The 16,369-nt window shown below is 35.0% G+C and carries 13 protein-coding genes; 5 read left to right on the top strand and 8 right to left on the bottom strand.

Features of this window, described 5'->3' with window-relative positions; all coding sequences use genetic code 11:
* Nucleotide 1: 1 nt before the first annotated feature.
* Together NAT50_RS00065 and NAT50_RS00060 are read left to right on the top strand one after the other, a co-directional pair.
* Nucleotides 2–1,375 carry a sensor histidine kinase gene (locus NAT50_RS00065; RefSeq protein ID WP_250590236.1) on the top strand — a complete coding sequence of 458 codons (1,374 nt, stop codon included), beginning with the start codon at nt 2–4 and terminating at the stop codon, nt 1,373–1,375.
* The gene (locus tag NAT50_RS00060) at nt 1,368–2,051 is read left to right on the top strand and encodes a response regulator transcription factor (protein WP_250590234.1); all 684 of its coding nucleotides are present in this window, start codon (nt 1,368–1,370) and stop codon (nt 2,049–2,051) included. The genes NAT50_RS00065 and NAT50_RS00060 overlap by 8 nt, the downstream gene beginning before the upstream one ends.
* 9 nt (nt 2,052–2,060) lie before the next feature.
* Here NAT50_RS00060 and NAT50_RS00055 read toward each other — a convergent pair whose 3' ends face one another.
* The 3 genes from NAT50_RS00055 to NAT50_RS00045 form a co-directional block, all read right to left on the bottom strand.
* Nucleotides 2,061–4,673 carry a carboxypeptidase-like regulatory domain-containing protein gene (locus tag NAT50_RS00055; RefSeq protein ID WP_250590232.1) on the bottom strand — a complete coding sequence of 871 codons (2,613 nt, stop codon included), beginning with the start codon at nt 4,671–4,673 and terminating at the stop codon, nt 2,061–2,063.
* A 69-nt stretch (nt 4,674–4,742) separates the two neighbouring features.
* Nucleotides 4,743–5,537, bottom strand: a complete 795-nt coding sequence (locus tag NAT50_RS00050) for a GLPGLI family protein (RefSeq protein WP_250590230.1) — start codon at nt 5,535–5,537, stop codon at nt 4,743–4,745.
* Nucleotides 5,538–5,601: 64 nt separating this feature from the next.
* The gene (locus NAT50_RS00045; RefSeq protein WP_250590228.1) at nt 5,602–5,865 is read right to left on the bottom strand and encodes a hypothetical protein; all 264 of its coding nucleotides are present in this window, start codon (nt 5,863–5,865) and stop codon (nt 5,602–5,604) included.
* Between the two features lie 610 nt (nt 5,866–6,475).
* On the opposite strand from NAT50_RS00045, the gene NAT50_RS00040 reads away from it, so the two are divergent.
* Nucleotides 6,476–6,724, top strand: coding sequence for an endonuclease V (locus NAT50_RS00040; RefSeq protein ID WP_250590226.1), 249 nt, complete (start codon nt 6,476–6,478; stop codon nt 6,722–6,724).
* Nucleotides 6,725–6,855: 131 nt separating this feature from the next.
* On the opposite strand, the gene NAT50_RS00035 is transcribed toward NAT50_RS00040, so the two are convergent.
* The 4 genes from NAT50_RS00035 to NAT50_RS00020 form a co-directional block, all read right to left on the bottom strand.
* Nucleotides 6,856–8,292: a TolC family protein gene (locus NAT50_RS00035; protein ID WP_250590224.1), complete on the bottom strand. Its 1,437-nt coding sequence runs from the start codon at nt 8,290–8,292 to the stop codon at nt 6,856–6,858.
* Complete coding sequence (locus NAT50_RS00030) at nt 8,279–11,467, bottom strand: efflux RND transporter permease subunit (protein WP_250590222.1); 3,189 nt, start codon at nt 11,465–11,467, stop codon at nt 8,279–8,281. The genes NAT50_RS00035 and NAT50_RS00030 overlap by 14 nt, the downstream gene beginning before the upstream one ends.
* Before the next feature lie 20 nt (nt 11,468–11,487).
* Complete coding sequence (locus NAT50_RS00025; protein WP_250590220.1) at nt 11,488–12,576, bottom strand: efflux RND transporter periplasmic adaptor subunit; 1,089 nt, start codon at nt 12,574–12,576, stop codon at nt 11,488–11,490.
* Between the two features lie 89 nt (nt 12,577–12,665).
* Nucleotides 12,666–13,070: a hypothetical protein gene (locus NAT50_RS00020; RefSeq protein ID WP_250590218.1), complete on the bottom strand. Its 405-nt coding sequence runs from the start codon at nt 13,068–13,070 to the stop codon at nt 12,666–12,668.
* Nucleotides 13,071–13,408: 338 nt separating this feature from the next.
* Here NAT50_RS00020 and NAT50_RS00015 point away from each other — a divergent pair, with 338 nt between their 5' ends.
* Both NAT50_RS00015 and NAT50_RS00010 read left to right on the top strand, forming a co-directional pair.
* Entirely contained in the window at nt 13,409–13,963 is a 555-nt protein-coding gene (locus tag NAT50_RS00015) for a hypothetical protein (protein WP_250590216.1), read from the top strand.
* A gap of 137 nt (nt 13,964–14,100) precedes the next feature.
* Complete coding sequence (locus tag NAT50_RS00010) at nt 14,101–15,021, top strand: glycerophosphodiester phosphodiesterase family protein (protein ID WP_250590214.1); 921 nt, start codon at nt 14,101–14,103, stop codon at nt 15,019–15,021.
* A 137-nt stretch (nt 15,022–15,158) separates the two neighbouring features.
* Here NAT50_RS00010 and NAT50_RS00005 read toward each other — a convergent pair whose 3' ends face one another.
* Nucleotides 15,159–16,127, bottom strand: a complete 969-nt coding sequence (locus tag NAT50_RS00005; protein ID WP_250590212.1) for an IS110 family RNA-guided transposase — start codon at nt 16,125–16,127, stop codon at nt 15,159–15,161.
* Nucleotides 16,128–16,369 lie beyond the last annotated feature (242 nt).

The following is a 16,369-nucleotide window of genomic DNA, read 5'->3' as shown; positions in this document are numbered from 1 at the left end:
TATGGAAAAACTTTATCGCAGAATCCCTTATTTATTGACCATTGTTGTTATTATCACAATAGCAATGCAATTGTTTTGGGGATATTCTGAGTACCAAAAAAACAGTGCGGGTTTCAAAAGTGAGATTCAACAGGCTTTAGATGTTGCCCTTGATAATTATTTTGTAGCATTCACAAAAGAAAGCTCGATTTCTGTTAAAGCTAAAAAAGGGCTTGTAACCGAATCGAGTATAATAAATGTAACGGGAAATAACCCCAAAAAAATTATTGATAAAATCCGTCCGGAAAGTATCAATGAAATAAATGTAAATAAACTGTCCGATAGCCTTAAAATGATAGATGAAATAAAAGACATCTACATATCTGTTACTAAAGATTCCATCAATTTTAAAAAACTGAAGACACTTTTAGATGGCGAACTGAACAGAAAAGGGTATGCTATTCCCTACACGCTTAATTATTATAAAAAAGACTCGCTTTTTGCAACTGCGAACAAAGGAACTTCATTTTCAAAACACTTTTCTATAAATGGAAAATCCACTTATTTAAAAACAGGCGAGCGCATTGAACTACAATTTCCAGATGCAGTAGTAATCATACTTAAAAAGAGTTTGTTAAGTGTTTTTCTTTCACTTTTATTAACGATTGCTATCCTTTTTGCGTTGTTTTATATGCTTTGGATAATGAAAAAACAAAAACAGCTTGCAGAAATAAAAAATGATTTGATTAGCAATATTACCCACGAGTTTAAAACGCCAATTTCTACCATTGGGGCGGCATTGGAAAGTATTCGGAATTTCAATGCAAATAATGACATTGAAAAAACCAATAGGTATTTGGATTATTCCAACCAGCAATTGGAAAAACTTGGCAAAATGGTAGATAAGCTTATGGATACAGCCCTTTTGGATACCAACAATTGGGTGCTAAACAGGCAAACTATCGATGTAAAAGATTGGGCAACTGCCATTGTTGAAAATTATAAGTTAAATTCCGCTGAAAAAAACATCGTCTTACATTTTTATGATAATTCTAAAAAGGAAGCTTTTATTGACCCGTTTCATTTGGAGAATGCTTTTGGTGCTTTGCTGGACAATGCTTTAAAATATGGTGGTGACCAAATAGAAATTTCGGTTGAAAACAAAGAAACTTTTTCTATTTCTGTATCCGACAACGGAAATAGCCTAAACAAAGAACAAGCAACAAAAGTTTTTGAAAAATTTTATCGTGTGCCACAGGGCAATATCCACGATGTTAAAGGTACTGGAATTGGTTTATATCACGTGAAGAAAATAGCTGAAAAACATCGCGGTACCTCAAAAGTATCTTTAAAAAACAACGCCACAACTTTTACTATTTCAATACCTAATGAATAAAAAAACACACATATTGTTGGCAGAAGACGAAACCGCTCTAGGGCAAATCTTGAAAGAAAGCCTTGAAACCCGCGATTTTGTTGTACAACTTTGCCACAATGGGGAAGAAGCCTTTGAATTGTACCAAGCCAACCAACCCGACGTCTTAGTGCTTGATGTTATGATGCCCAAAAAGGATGGTTTTACCTTAGCACAACAAATTAGGAAAAACGATGATGATACGCCTATTATTTTCCTTACCGCAAAATCGCAACCCCACGATGTGGTAATGGGCTTTAATACCGGTGGCAACGATTACTTGAAAAAACCTTTCAGCATTGAAGAACTTATCGTTCGCATAAAAAACCTGTTGAATAATCGAAAAACACCCAATAAAAACAATGACATTTTAATTGGTCATTACATGTTCAGTCCAAAAAACCAAACCCTTCAATATAGAGAAGAAAAAAAAGAAACCCTTACCAGTAGGGAAAGTCAGTTGTTGTTGTACTTGGCCCGGCATAAAAACGATACGATAGACCGAAATGTAGTTTTGGCTCAATTGTGGGGCAACAGCGATTTTTATTCGGCCAGAAGTATGGACGTGTTCATCAGTAAATTACGAAAACGATTATCCAAAGACAAATCCATTAAAATACTAAATGTAAGGGGTGTAGGCTATAAATTGGTTGTGTAATTAACAAAATTAGAACCTGTATTTTATATTGAAAAGCACATAAGCAGGCATTAGTTTTATACGCTTTTCATAAGATGTAAAAGTATTGATTTGCTGAACAAGGTATTCTTCTTCATTTAAAAGGTTGTTGAAATAAAGCGTTCCAGACCACCTGCTCTTTTTGGGTTCGTAGTTAATAGTTGCATTTAAAAAAGTGTAATTCTCGTTGTCCAGTATGTAATATTCGTTGTTTACGGTAGCTTTTAACGATTCCGAAATTTTTAAGTTGAAATCCAAAAAAGCTTTTTTGGCTTCAAAAGAATTCAAATTGCCTTCCACTTTTGAAGATGAAAAACGATACGAAACACCACCAGAAAAATTAAACCATTTTTTAAAGTAAGAACTTGCAGAAAAAGCATAGCTTCCCGAGTAGTTTTTAAGATTGGTAATTTCAGATTTATTGACCGAAAAGGGCGACTGAATAAAACTTTGGTCGGTTTCCCATTTGGTGGCTATTTTCAACGTACTGAAATAGTTGGTCAGGCTTGCATTGGCCAGCGTATTTTCTCCTCCTGCGTATGACATTAAACCGTTAAAAATAAAATTGCTGTTAGTGTAAGTGTTTGGTGCATAGCCCGAATGGGTAATAGTATGAAGCACAGAACTGTTTATGGAAAACCCTTTAACATCGTTATAAAGACTGTAATTAAATGATAAAACAGAGTTTTTCAGTTTTACTATCTCATTTGTACCGCTTACAAAATCTTGGTATGAGTTTAATGCAAAACCCGATAAGAGCATTTGGGTTTTGGGTAAATCTTCTTTATAGTTATAGCTTAATCTAATTACACCTATATCATTCAGTTTTTGCCTAAACGTAAGCGAAGCGTTTTTCAGTAAATAATCATTATTGTTGAACCAATTTTGTGTGAACGTAAGGCTTCCTTTTATATAATTGTTCTGTTTCAGTTTTAATTTTAATGCTTCTGAAATCGAGAGAAAATTGTTGTCGATTTTCAAATTATTCATATAGTCGTCAAAGCTATTTTCATTTTCTGTAAAAAGCCGGCTCGATGCATTTTCATTTTCAAAATGGGCGTGAAATTTCAGTTGGTTTTCCCATTTGTTCCGCTTGGTTAGCATTGTACTTTGCAGGCCGTAATAATTGAATTTGTTATTGACATCTTGAAAAAACGGCTCTATGTTTTCCGTTTCCAACAAATCGTTCAATAAAGGATGTGATATTTCGGCATTTTCGTGCGAAATACCATATCCAGCATACAAGTAGTTGTACAATGTGGAGTTGTTTGTTAAAAGGTGTGTGTGTTCCAAATGGTTATAAAACGTTTCTGAGAAAGCATCGTTTTCTTGTGAAACGTCCACATTGCTCAACATTATGCCATTGATTGTATTATGAGGATTTCGGTTGTATTTCGTAGTATTTACAATGTAATTTTTAGCGTTTGGAGCGTATTTAAGTTCCAATTCCGTAGCACCAATCCTGTTCTTGTTTTCGTAATTGCTTATTTCCGAAAAAGTTGTGGTGTTTCCCCCTGTAATGTATTGGGTTATGGCTTGATAATCTTGTTCTGTTTTGTCCGAAATGAAGCTTGCAGACCCCCTAACAGTCAATTTGTCGTTTACTTTTGAAGATAACCCAAGTGAATGAAGCATTGATGTATTGAAAATACTTCGGGAATTGAAAACGTTTTCTTCTTGTTTATCTATTGAAAAAATTGAAAAAGGCTTTTTCTCTATTTTTTGAAACATTTGCGATAAATCAATCACAATATTCTCGTTTTGTAAGAAGTTGGTCGCCTTGTTCCCCGTATTGTTTATGTTGCTGAACTCCAATAACTTTATACGTTTTTTCAACAAGCCCAAAGTTAATGCAGATTGGTAGCGGTTTTCAAGTCCGTAGCCCACTGAAACATTCCCAAACCAGATGTTTTTAAAATCACTTTTCAACTTTAGATTTATGGCTACTTTTTCTGAATTGGAAAGACTCTTGAAAATGGGATTTTCTTCGTAGTTGTCCAAAATTTGGACTTCCTCCAGTGTTTTTGCATCTAAATTTTTGGAAAGGATTTTATAGTTTTTATCCAATATGTTTTCTCCTTCTACCAAAAGATTTTCAATAGGTTTTCCGTGAGCTTTTATACTGCCATCAGGTAAAACCTCTATTCCGGGCAACCGTTTCAGCACATCTTCAACTGTTTGCTCGGTTTTGGTGGTGTATTGCGAAACCCGAATAAAAGTAGTGTCGGCATTTACTTTAATTTTTTGATGCGCTTTTACAACAACTTCTTTCAGGTATTTTGTCTGTTCTTCCATTTTAAAGTTGATATTGTAGGTGGTAGTTTGGTCCTCAACGCTAACTTTCCTTTCAATGGTAGCATATCCTAAGCTTGAAACTTCAAGCAAAAACGATCGCCTATTGCCCAATTCAAATTCTATTTTATAAAATCCTTTTTCATTGCTGTAGCTGTAACCCAATGCTTCATTTTCTTCGCTTTTGGCTATTACAACAACACTTTCAATCGGTTGCAGTTGGTTATTGGTTGTTAAGCCCGAAACAGCAATAGTTTGAGCATAATTGCCGGCCGATATAAAAAGAAAAATAAGGAGCAAAATGGATTTCATAAAGTAGCTGTAAAAAATGAGGCCTCACTCTTATATGGGGTTTTTGACCAATCTAAAATAATTTAAAAATTAGTTAAACAACTCTACGCTAAGCGTCTCAACACCACCTGAATTTACCTCTACATTGCTCCCAATTTGTTTGGCAATCAATATAGCTTTGGTTTTGTTCTTTTCCACTATTTTTTCAAGCAGTTCTTTATATTCGTCAATTGAAATCCAATTGTATTTATGATCTTCTTTGGGTTTAACGATTGACCCCACTGTTAAATTGAGTTGAGTAGGATATTCAACCGATTTAAAATAAAGGTACATTTCCTTTTTCTCGTCGTAGGCTTCAAGAATTAGTCCCGGAAGCCCTTGAAGTTTCCACGGCCCGTAGGGCAATGGTATTTTTTTTGTATACCAAGCCGTATAGGTTTTCCCCCTGAAAAATCCTGTGGCTTTATGGCAGGTAAGTCCACCAAAAGTTTTAGTTTCAGTTTCTAGTTTCCAGTTTATTTTTTCTCTTTTTTCACGTCCGTAAACGGGTTCCTTATATTTTTTATTCCACCAAAGGCTGTCTTTTTGCCGATTGTAGTACACTTGTTTGCCTTGTGGTAAAGTGTGTTTACCCAGATAAATTTCGGTTTTTCCGTTTACTTCTTTAGTTTGTTGTTTTTCCAATTCAGATTGGTTTTCAAGCGAATCTTTGGCCGTTACATAGTAAGATGCTTCTTTGTTAAAAGCTAAATAAGCGTTGAAATCAAGTCCTGCTGGACCGCCTTTGCCGGGACTTTCTATATGCCCATAATAAACAATGCCCTGACTTTGGGCATTACAAACTGAAATTGAAGCAAAAAAGTAGAAAATTATCAAAAATCTCATAGTGTCGTAATTGTTTTTAATTTAATAAAACCCGTCTCGGTAAAGCCGAGACGGGTATGTAGTTTTAGCTACACAAAGCTATTGCAATATTTATAAGCTGAGAAGTGGTGCAAGTGTCACAACTTACAATGTAAGAAGAGCCATCTTCACAGTTTACTGTAATTTGAGCTTTTACAGCACTATCTACTGTTTTTGAGTCTACAGTTTCTAATCTGTTTTCGATGGTTTCTACGTTGGCTTCAGGAAGTTTTAGAGCTTCTTCCCCATTTGAGGCGAAAGCCCCAACGGACATTAGTCCGAATACTGAAAGAAAAACTAATTTTTTCATTGGTTAGATATTTGTGATTAATAATGCTTCAAAACAAAGCATATAAAAATTAAAAAACTGTTAACGAGTGTTATTTAGTGTTAAGAAGTGTTAATTGACGGGGAAAAAATCCCAAAAAGAGGAAGTCGGTCGTAGTGTTTTGGGTGGTTTGATTTTGGTGTCCGCGTTGGCAGCACAGGCTCTTTTGTTTTTTTTTGTGCCTGTTTTGAGCGTTGGTTTTTTTCAACCTTGTGCCTAACGTTCTGCCGACTTTCTGTCAGTGGTGGTTTTTTATTACTGACGTTTATAAATATACCGAAAAGTAGTAAAGAAAAAAACCTGATCGCCTAGATATGCGTAAACAAAATCTAAGCGATATCGTTAGCGCAGCATTGCATTCTGTGCCATAGTGGCGTGAGGATCTTACTTTTACCAATTTGTAAAACAAAATATTTTAATAGCATTTAGTTTTAGGATATATTAAAAAATAGCTACATTTAATCTATGAGTAGGAAATATAATAATGCACAAATTATCGAAATGATAATGATCCTACTTTAGAAATTGATACGAACTGATTTTTATACGAGCGAGACGCTCGCGCCAGCAGTGGGATTCGTTACACTATGGTTTGGGCGGTTATGTATGGGAATTGTTAGGAAAGAAAATCCCTGTTATAGGTGTTGCTAAAAATACATTTCATAGTAACAAGTCAACGGTGGAGGCTTTGTATCGAGGTGATAGTAATAAGCCTTTATATGTTTCAGTTCTAGGAATGGAAAGAGCTGTGGCTGTTACTCATTTGCAAAATATGCATGGGGATTTTCGGATTCCATCTATCTTGAAAGTATTGGATACTATTACTAAAATTAACGATTAGGTTTTGTGAACTCCTCCTATATATTTTTAGGCTTTTTATAATGTACAACGAAAAAAGGTTGTCTCATTTTCGAGACAACCCTTTTCAAACAAAAAAAAATAAAAAAAACTAACCCTGAGATATTGTTAGATTTAATTCCAACCGCCTCCCAATGCTTTGTATAAATGGATTACCGCTAAGAACTGTTTTTCTTTGGTGTCTATTAAAGCGGTTTTAGCTTCTAAAGCATCACGTTGTGTTAATAAAATCTCCATATAATCCGCTCTGGCCGATTGAAATAATTGATTGGCAATGACAATGGACTCATTCAGGGCCGTCACTTGGTCGTTCTTCAGTTTGAAAGATTGATCCAAATTATCAATATTGGATAATTGGTTCACGACTTCGGTATAGGCATTTAAAATGGTTTGTTCGTATTCATACACTGCCTGAATTTGTTTGGCCGAAGCGTTTTTATATTGGGCTTTAATCCCATTTCTGTTAATTAATGGCATCAAAGCCTCGCCCGCTAATGAATACAATAATGATTCTGGCGAATTGAGTAAAAATTGCGGTTTGAACGCTTCATAGCCTATACCTGCTTTTAAACCCAATGATGGATAAAAGTTAGCTTTTGCTACTTTGACATTCAGTTTTGCCGATTCTAATTCTAATTGGGCTTTTTTAATATCAGGTCTGTTTTCTAACAAATCAGCAGGGAGCCCCACACTTATCACTTTAGGTTGTGTGTTCATGAAATTATCAGCACTTCTTAGCACGGGTTGGGCTGTCCTACCGACTAAAAAGTTAATTTTATTTTCAGCCACCACAATTTCTTGTTTGATGTTGTAGATTTCACTCTGATTTTTTTGTACTTCAGCTTCAAAACGTTTTACGGCTAATTGCGTTGTTCTTGCCGATTCTTTTAAAAGTTTTACCACTTGTAGAGCATTCTTTTGAATTTCAATATTTTGCTCAATATTTTTTAATTGATTATCCAGAGCAACTAATTCGTAATAGGATGCAGCGATTTCGGCCACTAAATTGGTCACTAGATAGTTTTTACCTTCTTGGGAAGCCATGTATTCCATTACCGCTGCTTTTTTAGCATTGCGCAACTTTTTCCATACGTCTATTTCCCAAGTACTGTAAAGTCCGAATTTGTAGTTCGTAAATGGCTCTGGAAATTTAGTATCTTCTTTAATAGGAAGATTTTCTTCCACGGCACCATTTCTTGTAAATTCTCCTACTTTGTCAAGGTCAGCTCCAGCATTAAGGTTTAAAGTGGGTAAATATTCCCCTTTTCTAGTTTGAATTTCATTTTGAGCCATAGTTACTTTTTGCATCAAAATGTTTAATTCTTTGTTGTTTACCAATGCAGAGTCTATGAGTTGTTGCAAATATTGGTCTTCGAAAAAATCTTTCCATTTTATTTTTCCAGTACTCGCCTCACCATTTGATGAATTGGTATAAGTAGCAGGTAGCTTCACCTTGCTCTCTTGAGTCGTAACTTTTGGTACACCGCAAGAGTGCATGATGAGTATCATGCCACTTGCGATTACACCTTTTAATACATTATTTCTGTTCATTTTTCTCTTTTTCTTTACCACTATAATTATACTCTTCCGTTAATGGTTTGAAATCTTCGTGTTTGATTAATTTTCTGCCTTCTGCCATTTTACCAAAAATGTAATACAAGCCTGGAATTAATAATACCCCGAAAATGGTTCCAAACAACATTCCTCCTAAAGCTGAGGTACCAATGGTTCTGTTACCAATTGCTCCAGCTCCTGTAGCTTTTACTAAAGGAATAAGCCCCGCAATAAAGGCAAAGGATGTCATTAGAATAGGGCGAAAACGAACCTTAGCACCTTCAATGGCTGCCTCTAGTATTGACATGCCTTGCTGCGTCTTCTGGACGGCATATTCGACAATCAATACGGCATTTTTACCCAGTAGACCTACTAACATTACTAAACCTACCTGAGCGTAGATATCATTCGCCAATCCAAATAATTTAAGTAATAAGAATGTTCCAAAAATTCCTGCAGGTAGGGATAGCACCACAGCCAATGGTAAAATGAAACTTTCATATTGTGCAGCTAATACGAAATACACGAAAATTAATACGATACCAAAAATGATGATTCCTTCATTTCCTCTTCGGGCTTCATCAAAAGACAAACCTTCCCAATCTACATCATATCCATGAGGTAATTTTTTTTCGGCTACTTCTTGTATCGCTTTAATCGCTTCTCCTGTTGTGTATCCGTTGGCTGGAACCGCTCTAATCGCAGCTGAATTGTATAAATTATAACGCGTAATCTCATTGGGGCCTTGACGTTTTTTCAAGGTCATAAAAGCCGAATAAGGTACCATTTCGCCTTTATCATTTTTTACGTAATAATTCAGTAAATCACTTGCGTATCTTCTGAATTCAGGACCCGATTGTACATATACTTTGAAGAAATTATTGAATCGAATGAAACCTTGTTCGTAGGTACTACCAATGAGAATGTTTAGATTTTCCATAGCATTACCTATAGAGACTCCTTTTTGCATGGCCGCTTGATTGTCAATAATGATTTCGTATTGAGGATAATTGGCTGCGTAGAAAGTAAACAATCCTGTGAGTTCTTTGCGTTTGCCCAATTCGTTCATGAAATCTTTATTGATTTTGTCGAATTCATGGTAATTCTCGCCGTTTGTCTTGTCTAATAAACGCAAGGATAAACCTCCGGCAGCCCCATAACCAGGCACTGCTGGTGGTTCAAAGAATTCAATTACAGCACCAAAATCTTTGGATTCTTTTTCTAGTTCTTCAATGATTTCGTGAACGGAATGTTCTCTTTCTTCCCAAGGCTTTAAGTTGATTAAACACGTACCTGCGTTGGAACCCCTTCCTTCTGTTAAGACTTCATATCCTGCTAGCGAAGATACTGATTGAATGCCTTCTACTTTTTTAGTCAATGCTTGTAATTTACGAGCCACCGCATTCGTGTTTTCTAATGTAGAACCCGGAGGTGTTTGAATAATGGCATAAATCATCCCTTGGTCTTCACTGGGAATGAAGCCCGCAGGTAATGTTTCATTGACAAAAACAGTCCCTAAGGCAAAACCACCTAAAACCAAGAATGTTACTACTCGTCTATCTACAATCTTCGTTAAAATATTTGTGTATCGCCCCGTTAGTTTTTCAAATCCTCTATTAAACGCATCAATAAATATGTTGATGGGTGATTTTTTTCTAGGTTTTCCGTGATTGTTTTTCAAAATCATGGCGCACAATACAGGTGTTAGTGTTAATGCGACTATTCCGGATAATACGATTGAAGACGCCATGGTAATGGAGAACTGTCGGTAAAACACTCCTACGGGTCCTGACATGAATGCGACTGGAACGAAAACCGAGGTCATTAATAAGGTGATAGCAACAACAGCACCACCAATTTCACCTAATACTCGTTGTACCGCTTTGTATGGGCCAATATGGTCTTCCTCCATTTTAAGATGGACGGCTTCCACGACGACTATGGCATCATCGACGACCACTCCAATTGCTAATACTAATGCGAATAGCGTAATTAAATTGATCGTTAAGCCAAACATCTTTATGAAAATGAAGGCCCCAATTAATGAAATAGGTACTGCAATAATTGGAATTAAAGTTGATCTCCAATCTCCAAGGAAAATAAACACAACGATAGCTACCAGCACAAAGGCTTCTCCTAAAGTATGAATCACCTTTTCTATTGAGGCATCAAGGAAGGTTGATACGTCATAACTCACTTCATATTTCATTCCAGGAGGGAAAGAACCTTTTAGTTCTTCCATTTTGTGTTTTACCTGTTCAATAACCTCACTGGCATTACTTCCGTAGACCTGTTTTAATTGAATGGCGGCAGAAGGATGCCCGTCTTTATTTGAGTAAATGTCGAAGAATTCACTACCAAATTGGACTTTCCCGACATCTTTTAATTTGATGATTTCACCTTCAGCATTGGCGCGAATAATGATGTCTTCATATTGTTCGGGTTTATTATAACGTCCTTGATAAATTAAAACATATTCTAAAGCTTGTGCTTTTATCCCTGTTGCTTGTCCTAATCTACCCGGTCTACCGATAATACTTTGTTCTGCCATGGCTTTCATAATTTCATCTACAGAAATTTTGTAAGCACGCATTCTATCAGGGTTTAACCATACACGCATGGCATAGTTTCTGTTTCCTAAAATTTGCGCTTGCGATATACCATTGATACGTTGTATTTCAGGTATGATATTGACATTGGCATAGTTGTACAAAAACTTCTCATCAGAATTTTTGTCATTGCTATAAAGATTAATGTACATTAACATACTGGGTTGCACCACGTTTACAATAACCCCTTCTAGTTGTACTAAATGGGGGAGGTTGTTAATGACCTTGTCCACACGGTTTTTAACGTTAACCACCGCCTGGTTAGGGTCGGTACCGAGTTCAAATACAATCTGGATGGTCGCTTCACCGGCACTAGTTGCGTCAGAAACCATATACTTCATGCCAGGAACCCCATTGATTGAGCGTTCTAGCGGAATTAAAGCCGATTTTACCAATACATCGGCGCTGGCTCCTGGATAGGCTAAAGTAACAATTACCCTTGGTGGCGCAATTTCGGGGAACTGTGATATGGGTAGGGTTTTGATAGATAGTAACCCTAGAAATACTATAATGAGCGATACTACAATCGCCATTACTGGTCTTTTGATAAAACTCTTAAACATACGATGTGTTTTTTATGTTATTATTCGGCCTCCACCTGTAATGTTGAGAATACTTTTTTAGGGTTCTGATAGTCAATTTCGATTTTTTGACCCTCTTTTACCTTGCGTAAACCGTCTAATAGAATTCTATCTGTTGCTGCTAATCCTTTAGTTACTATGAATAGATAAGGGATTTCTTCTTTTGCGACTGTAATTTCTTTTTGTCTTACGATATTGTTTTTGTCGACAATGAAAACATATTTTTTTTCTAGTACCTCAAAAGTTGCTTTTTGTGGTATTAGAATAGCATTTTTATAAGCGTTTTTCACAATAATATTTCCCGTTTCACCGTGTCGTAATATTCTTTCGGGATTGTTAAAAGTGGCTCTAAAGGCAATATTTCCCGTTTCGTTGTTAAATTCCCCTTCAATGGTTTCAACAATTCCTTCCTGTTTGAAAATGGCTCCATTAGCCATTTCTAAGTTGACTTTAAGCATTTCATTTTTAGACTTTTTAGTCATATAGTTTAAATACTCCGCTTCAGGAACATTAAAATAAACCCACATTTTGGAATTGTCGGATAAGGTTGTTAGTAGTTCGCCTTCTTCTAATAGACTTCCTTCTCTTGCGTGAAAGTGATCTATGATTCCTGTAAATGGTGCTTTGATGTTGGTAAAGTCTAAATGGGTTTGAGCTAGTTTTACTTCAGCATATGCTTTGTCAAGTTTTGCTTTAGCAATTGCCAATTCGTTTTTAGAGACTACATTTTTCTCTGCTAACGTTTTTGTGTTTTGGTATTCAATATTGCTAGCGCTAGCTTCCGCTTTTGCTTTTAACAATTCTGATTGATAAACATTTGGCATGATTTTGAACATCAGTTGACCCTGAGTCACTTTTTGTCCTTCGTCTACAAATATTTTTTGTAGATATCCTTGTTCTAATGCCCTAAGTTCGATATGTTTTATGGAATGAATTTGACAAACATATTTACGCTCCACCAGCGTGTCGGTTTTTATTGGGTTAGAAACCAAATACTTTGCTTTTTCTTCCGTTTCTTCTTTGTGTGAATTACAACTTATTAGTAACCAAGTACTAATTAAGCTCAAAAGCATAAAAATCTTTTTTGCCATGATAATAGAATGAAATTTTTTAAAAATGATCAATAGAAAATTGTAGTTAATGAAGATTAACTATTTTGTAGCTTGAAAATTTTAAAAAATCAAATTCTATAAACGCAATTGAGAATGTGTATGGGTAGAATTGAAGCTAGGAAATTGTTATAAATTCCTGCTTTTAGTTCCTTCTGATTGTTTGTATTATTCTTTAAGAAATGAGTGTTGAGGTACTCAGAATAAAATGTATCAGAATAAGGAAAGGATATTCTCTGAACATCAACCTCTTCAATTTCTGTTTCTGAAATGTCCGCTTTGTTTTGTTGTAAGTCAGAATTGAAGATGGATTTTACAGTAAGTAATTCCTTATTGATTTTTTGAGGAAGAACATACTCTTGTGGATTTGATGCAGAGGATGAAATAGGATTAGCCCCTTCAATTCGTATAGCGTTTGCCCAAAAAGGAAAACTTAACACAAAGAAAGTAAAAAACAACAAATGATATTTGGTCATCAGTTTTTTCATCGATGCAAAGCTAAATAAAAATAGACTTAGAAATTTAAAAAATAAGTTAAATGAATTGATCTCAAAGCTATTTAGATTAATCTTATCTGGGGGTAATTGTATTTTATAAAGTTATTTTGTAGCTATGTGTTTGTATTGTAGTATGATAGCTTGAGGTAGAGGTGTGTTTTATTTAAGATGAAAATCATCTGAAAAAGCGCTAATGTTTATGAATCGTATTCCATTAACAAGATAAGAGAATAGGAGAGGAAGTATTAAAGGGTTTTAGACTATGATTTTTAGGATTAGCGCGTTGGGTAAATAATTATCTTTGCCCCAAAAACATTTTGAACATCATTATCCTTACCCCAATGGAGATTGAGCGAGAGAAAGTTTTGGAAGCTCTTGCCAAAATAACTAATAAAAAACATACTTACGAAGTCATCGTTTCCGGTATTGGACGCGAAAGTACCGCAAAAGCGATGATGCAATTACCCGAACATGCTGTTTGTGTATTGATGGGCTTTGCGGCAGTTGTAGGGAAAGCGTCTCATTTACCGGATTATTTACAATTGGGAAAACCTATCGAAATTACCCATGCTTCCCTTTACGGTTATGAAGGCGGCTTGTTTGAAAATGGCAAACCGATTATCAATGCGCCTCGATTGAACTTACCGTGTTTGTCTTCTTTGACTTCCGATAAGTTTGTACGAACCACCGATTTAGCCGAAAAAACGGTGGTTAATATGGAAGATTACACCTTCATGTATTTGAAAAAGCCTCAGGATTGTATTGTTCGCATTATTTCTGATTTTTTGCCTCACGAAACCGAAATCGACTTTTTTGAAGAAGTAAAAGGGATTGATTTTTTAGAAGGTGTCATGGCAGTGGAAGAGATTTAATTTTATAACTGTCAAGTCTCGGTTAAAAAATCTTTAGAACGCATTTCAAGGATTTATTCGGTATGAATCGTTGTTAATAAAAACGACGTGGATTCTATTTTGTATTTTTACGACATAAATTTTTAAATTAAACTGTTTTGAGAAAGAAGTTTTTTGTTTTAGTGGCTTTAGTGCAAGTGGTTTTGGTTTTTGGGCAAGAAAAATTTCATGTAATCCATTTTAAGAAGAATAGTGATTTTAAATCTTTTTTCCGTTCTAAGGAGAATTTTTATCCTATTGTAAGTGCGCATCGTGGAGGTCCCACTACTCATTTTCCGGAAAATTGTATTGCTACTTTTGCCAATACTATTCGATACAATCCTGCCATCATTGAAACGGATATTGCCATGACTAAAGATTCTGTTTTGGTGATGATGCATGACAACACCCTTGATAGAACTACGACAGGAACTGGAAATATTAACAATTATACTTTTCAGGAATTGCAACAGTTTACGTTGAAAGACAATCAAGCGAATGTTACTTCATATAAAATAGAAACGTTGGATGCGATTTTACAATGGGGGAAAGGGAAGGTCGTTTATACCCTCGATGTGAAGCGAGGCGTTCCTTTTAAGTTGGTTGTTGATGCTGTGAGAAAGAATAAAGCAGAGAATTATTCGATTATTATCACTTATAATGCTAATCAAGCGGCTGAAGTGGCTCATTTGGCTCCTGATTTCTTGGTTTCTGTTTCGGCCAGAGGGAAAGAAGATGTAGAACGTTTAGAAAGCATGGGCGTAAAAGCTGAAAACATGATTGCTTTTGTGGGTACATCGTTTCCAAAACCAGAAACTATGGAGTATATGAAAAGTAAAGGGATTACTTGTATCTCTGGAACCATGGGGAATATCGATAAAAGTGCTGTGGCTAATGGGGATAAGGTTTATTTAGATATTGTAAATTCTGGAGTTATGATTATTTCCAGTGATCGTCCAGTGGAAGTTGCCCAACAGATGCATCTTTACATCAAGAAAAATAAATTGAGATCTTCTTTTATTAAGAAAGTTAGAAAGTAATATAGTTTGAAGTATATCCAAAAAAAAGAAAAACACCAACATTGCTGTTGGTGTTTTTTTATTTCTAGATGCTGAAATCGAAGATTCAACGAAGTTAAACGAGTTCAGCATGAACTGTGTTTATTTCCAAATTTATTTTAGTTAATTTTCACTGAATAATATTCTTTTTTTGTTGCAATCGCAAAAGCTTGTTTTAATAATTTGTTTACAACTGCAATTAATGCAAGCTTTTTTGATTTTCCTTTTTCTACCAATCTATCATATAATGCTTTGCAAGTTTCATTGCATCTTTTTGCTGACCAAGCGCACATGTAAAGTAAAACTCTAATTTTACTCATACCCATTTTACAAATTTTAGATTTCCCTTTAACACTTGTTCCTGATTCAAATATTCTGGGCGATATTCCAATATACGAAGCAAGTTGCTTGTGATTATTAAACTTACTAAAGCCTCCAGATATCACAATTAAAAGTAAAGATGTTTTACTGCCCATTCCTGGTATACTTTTTAGTTGATCAAACATTTCTTGATGATGAGTTTTTATTATTAACTCCATTCTTTTCTCGATTTGCTTTATTTCTTGATCTATCGTTTCTATAACAGAATTAATACTTTTATCAAGTGTTTCACTTTTAATAGGGTTTTGATTAAAAGCTTCTTTTTGAACTGTAAATGCTGTTTTGTTTTTATTTAATTGCTCTAAATAGGCTTGCATCTGTTTAAGCTCTAAAACATAGGCTGCTTCTGGTTGCCATAAATCAGGTTTTTCTGTTTTTCCATATTCTGCAATAAGCATAGCGTCTTTTTTATCTGTCTTTGCTCTACTCATTCGCATCTGAGAAAATCTTCTAATTATTAATGGATTTACAACACAAACATCTATTGCTTGCTCTGACAAAAAAGTGGCTAATTTTAAATAATATGGACCACTAGCTTCCATTATACAAATTGATTCAGAGGCGTTTAAATGTTCTAAAAACATCATAAAACCTTCATGATTGTTAGCAAATTTTAAATGCTTATACTTGTCTTCAGAACTAGAAATAGCTACATCAAAAGTTAATTTTGAAATGTCAATTCCAACATAATTGTTACTTTTTTTCATACATTTGTTTTTAAGGAAATTAAAGTAAACGGAAGAAATCTGCTTGAGACTTATCAATCCTAAATGCGGTCTTTGTGACCAATGAACTGTCCAAGTTCAAAAGCAGAGAGAGAAAGGAACTAGCATGCTGAACAGTCTTAATTGACCAATGACAAAATTTAGCTTTTATCTTTCTCTTTCTTCTGTTGAAATAAATTTATAAAATTTTCAAAGAACTTCCTTTTACAAACATAGGATGACAA

It is taken from the genome of Flavobacterium luminosum (genome assembly GCF_023635005.1).
GTDB classification, from domain to species: Bacteria; Bacteroidota; Bacteroidia; order Flavobacteriales; family Flavobacteriaceae; genus Flavobacterium; species Flavobacterium luminosum.
The sequence above is the reverse complement of the archived record's forward strand: the minus strand, read 5'-3'. Positions and strand labels throughout refer to the sequence as shown.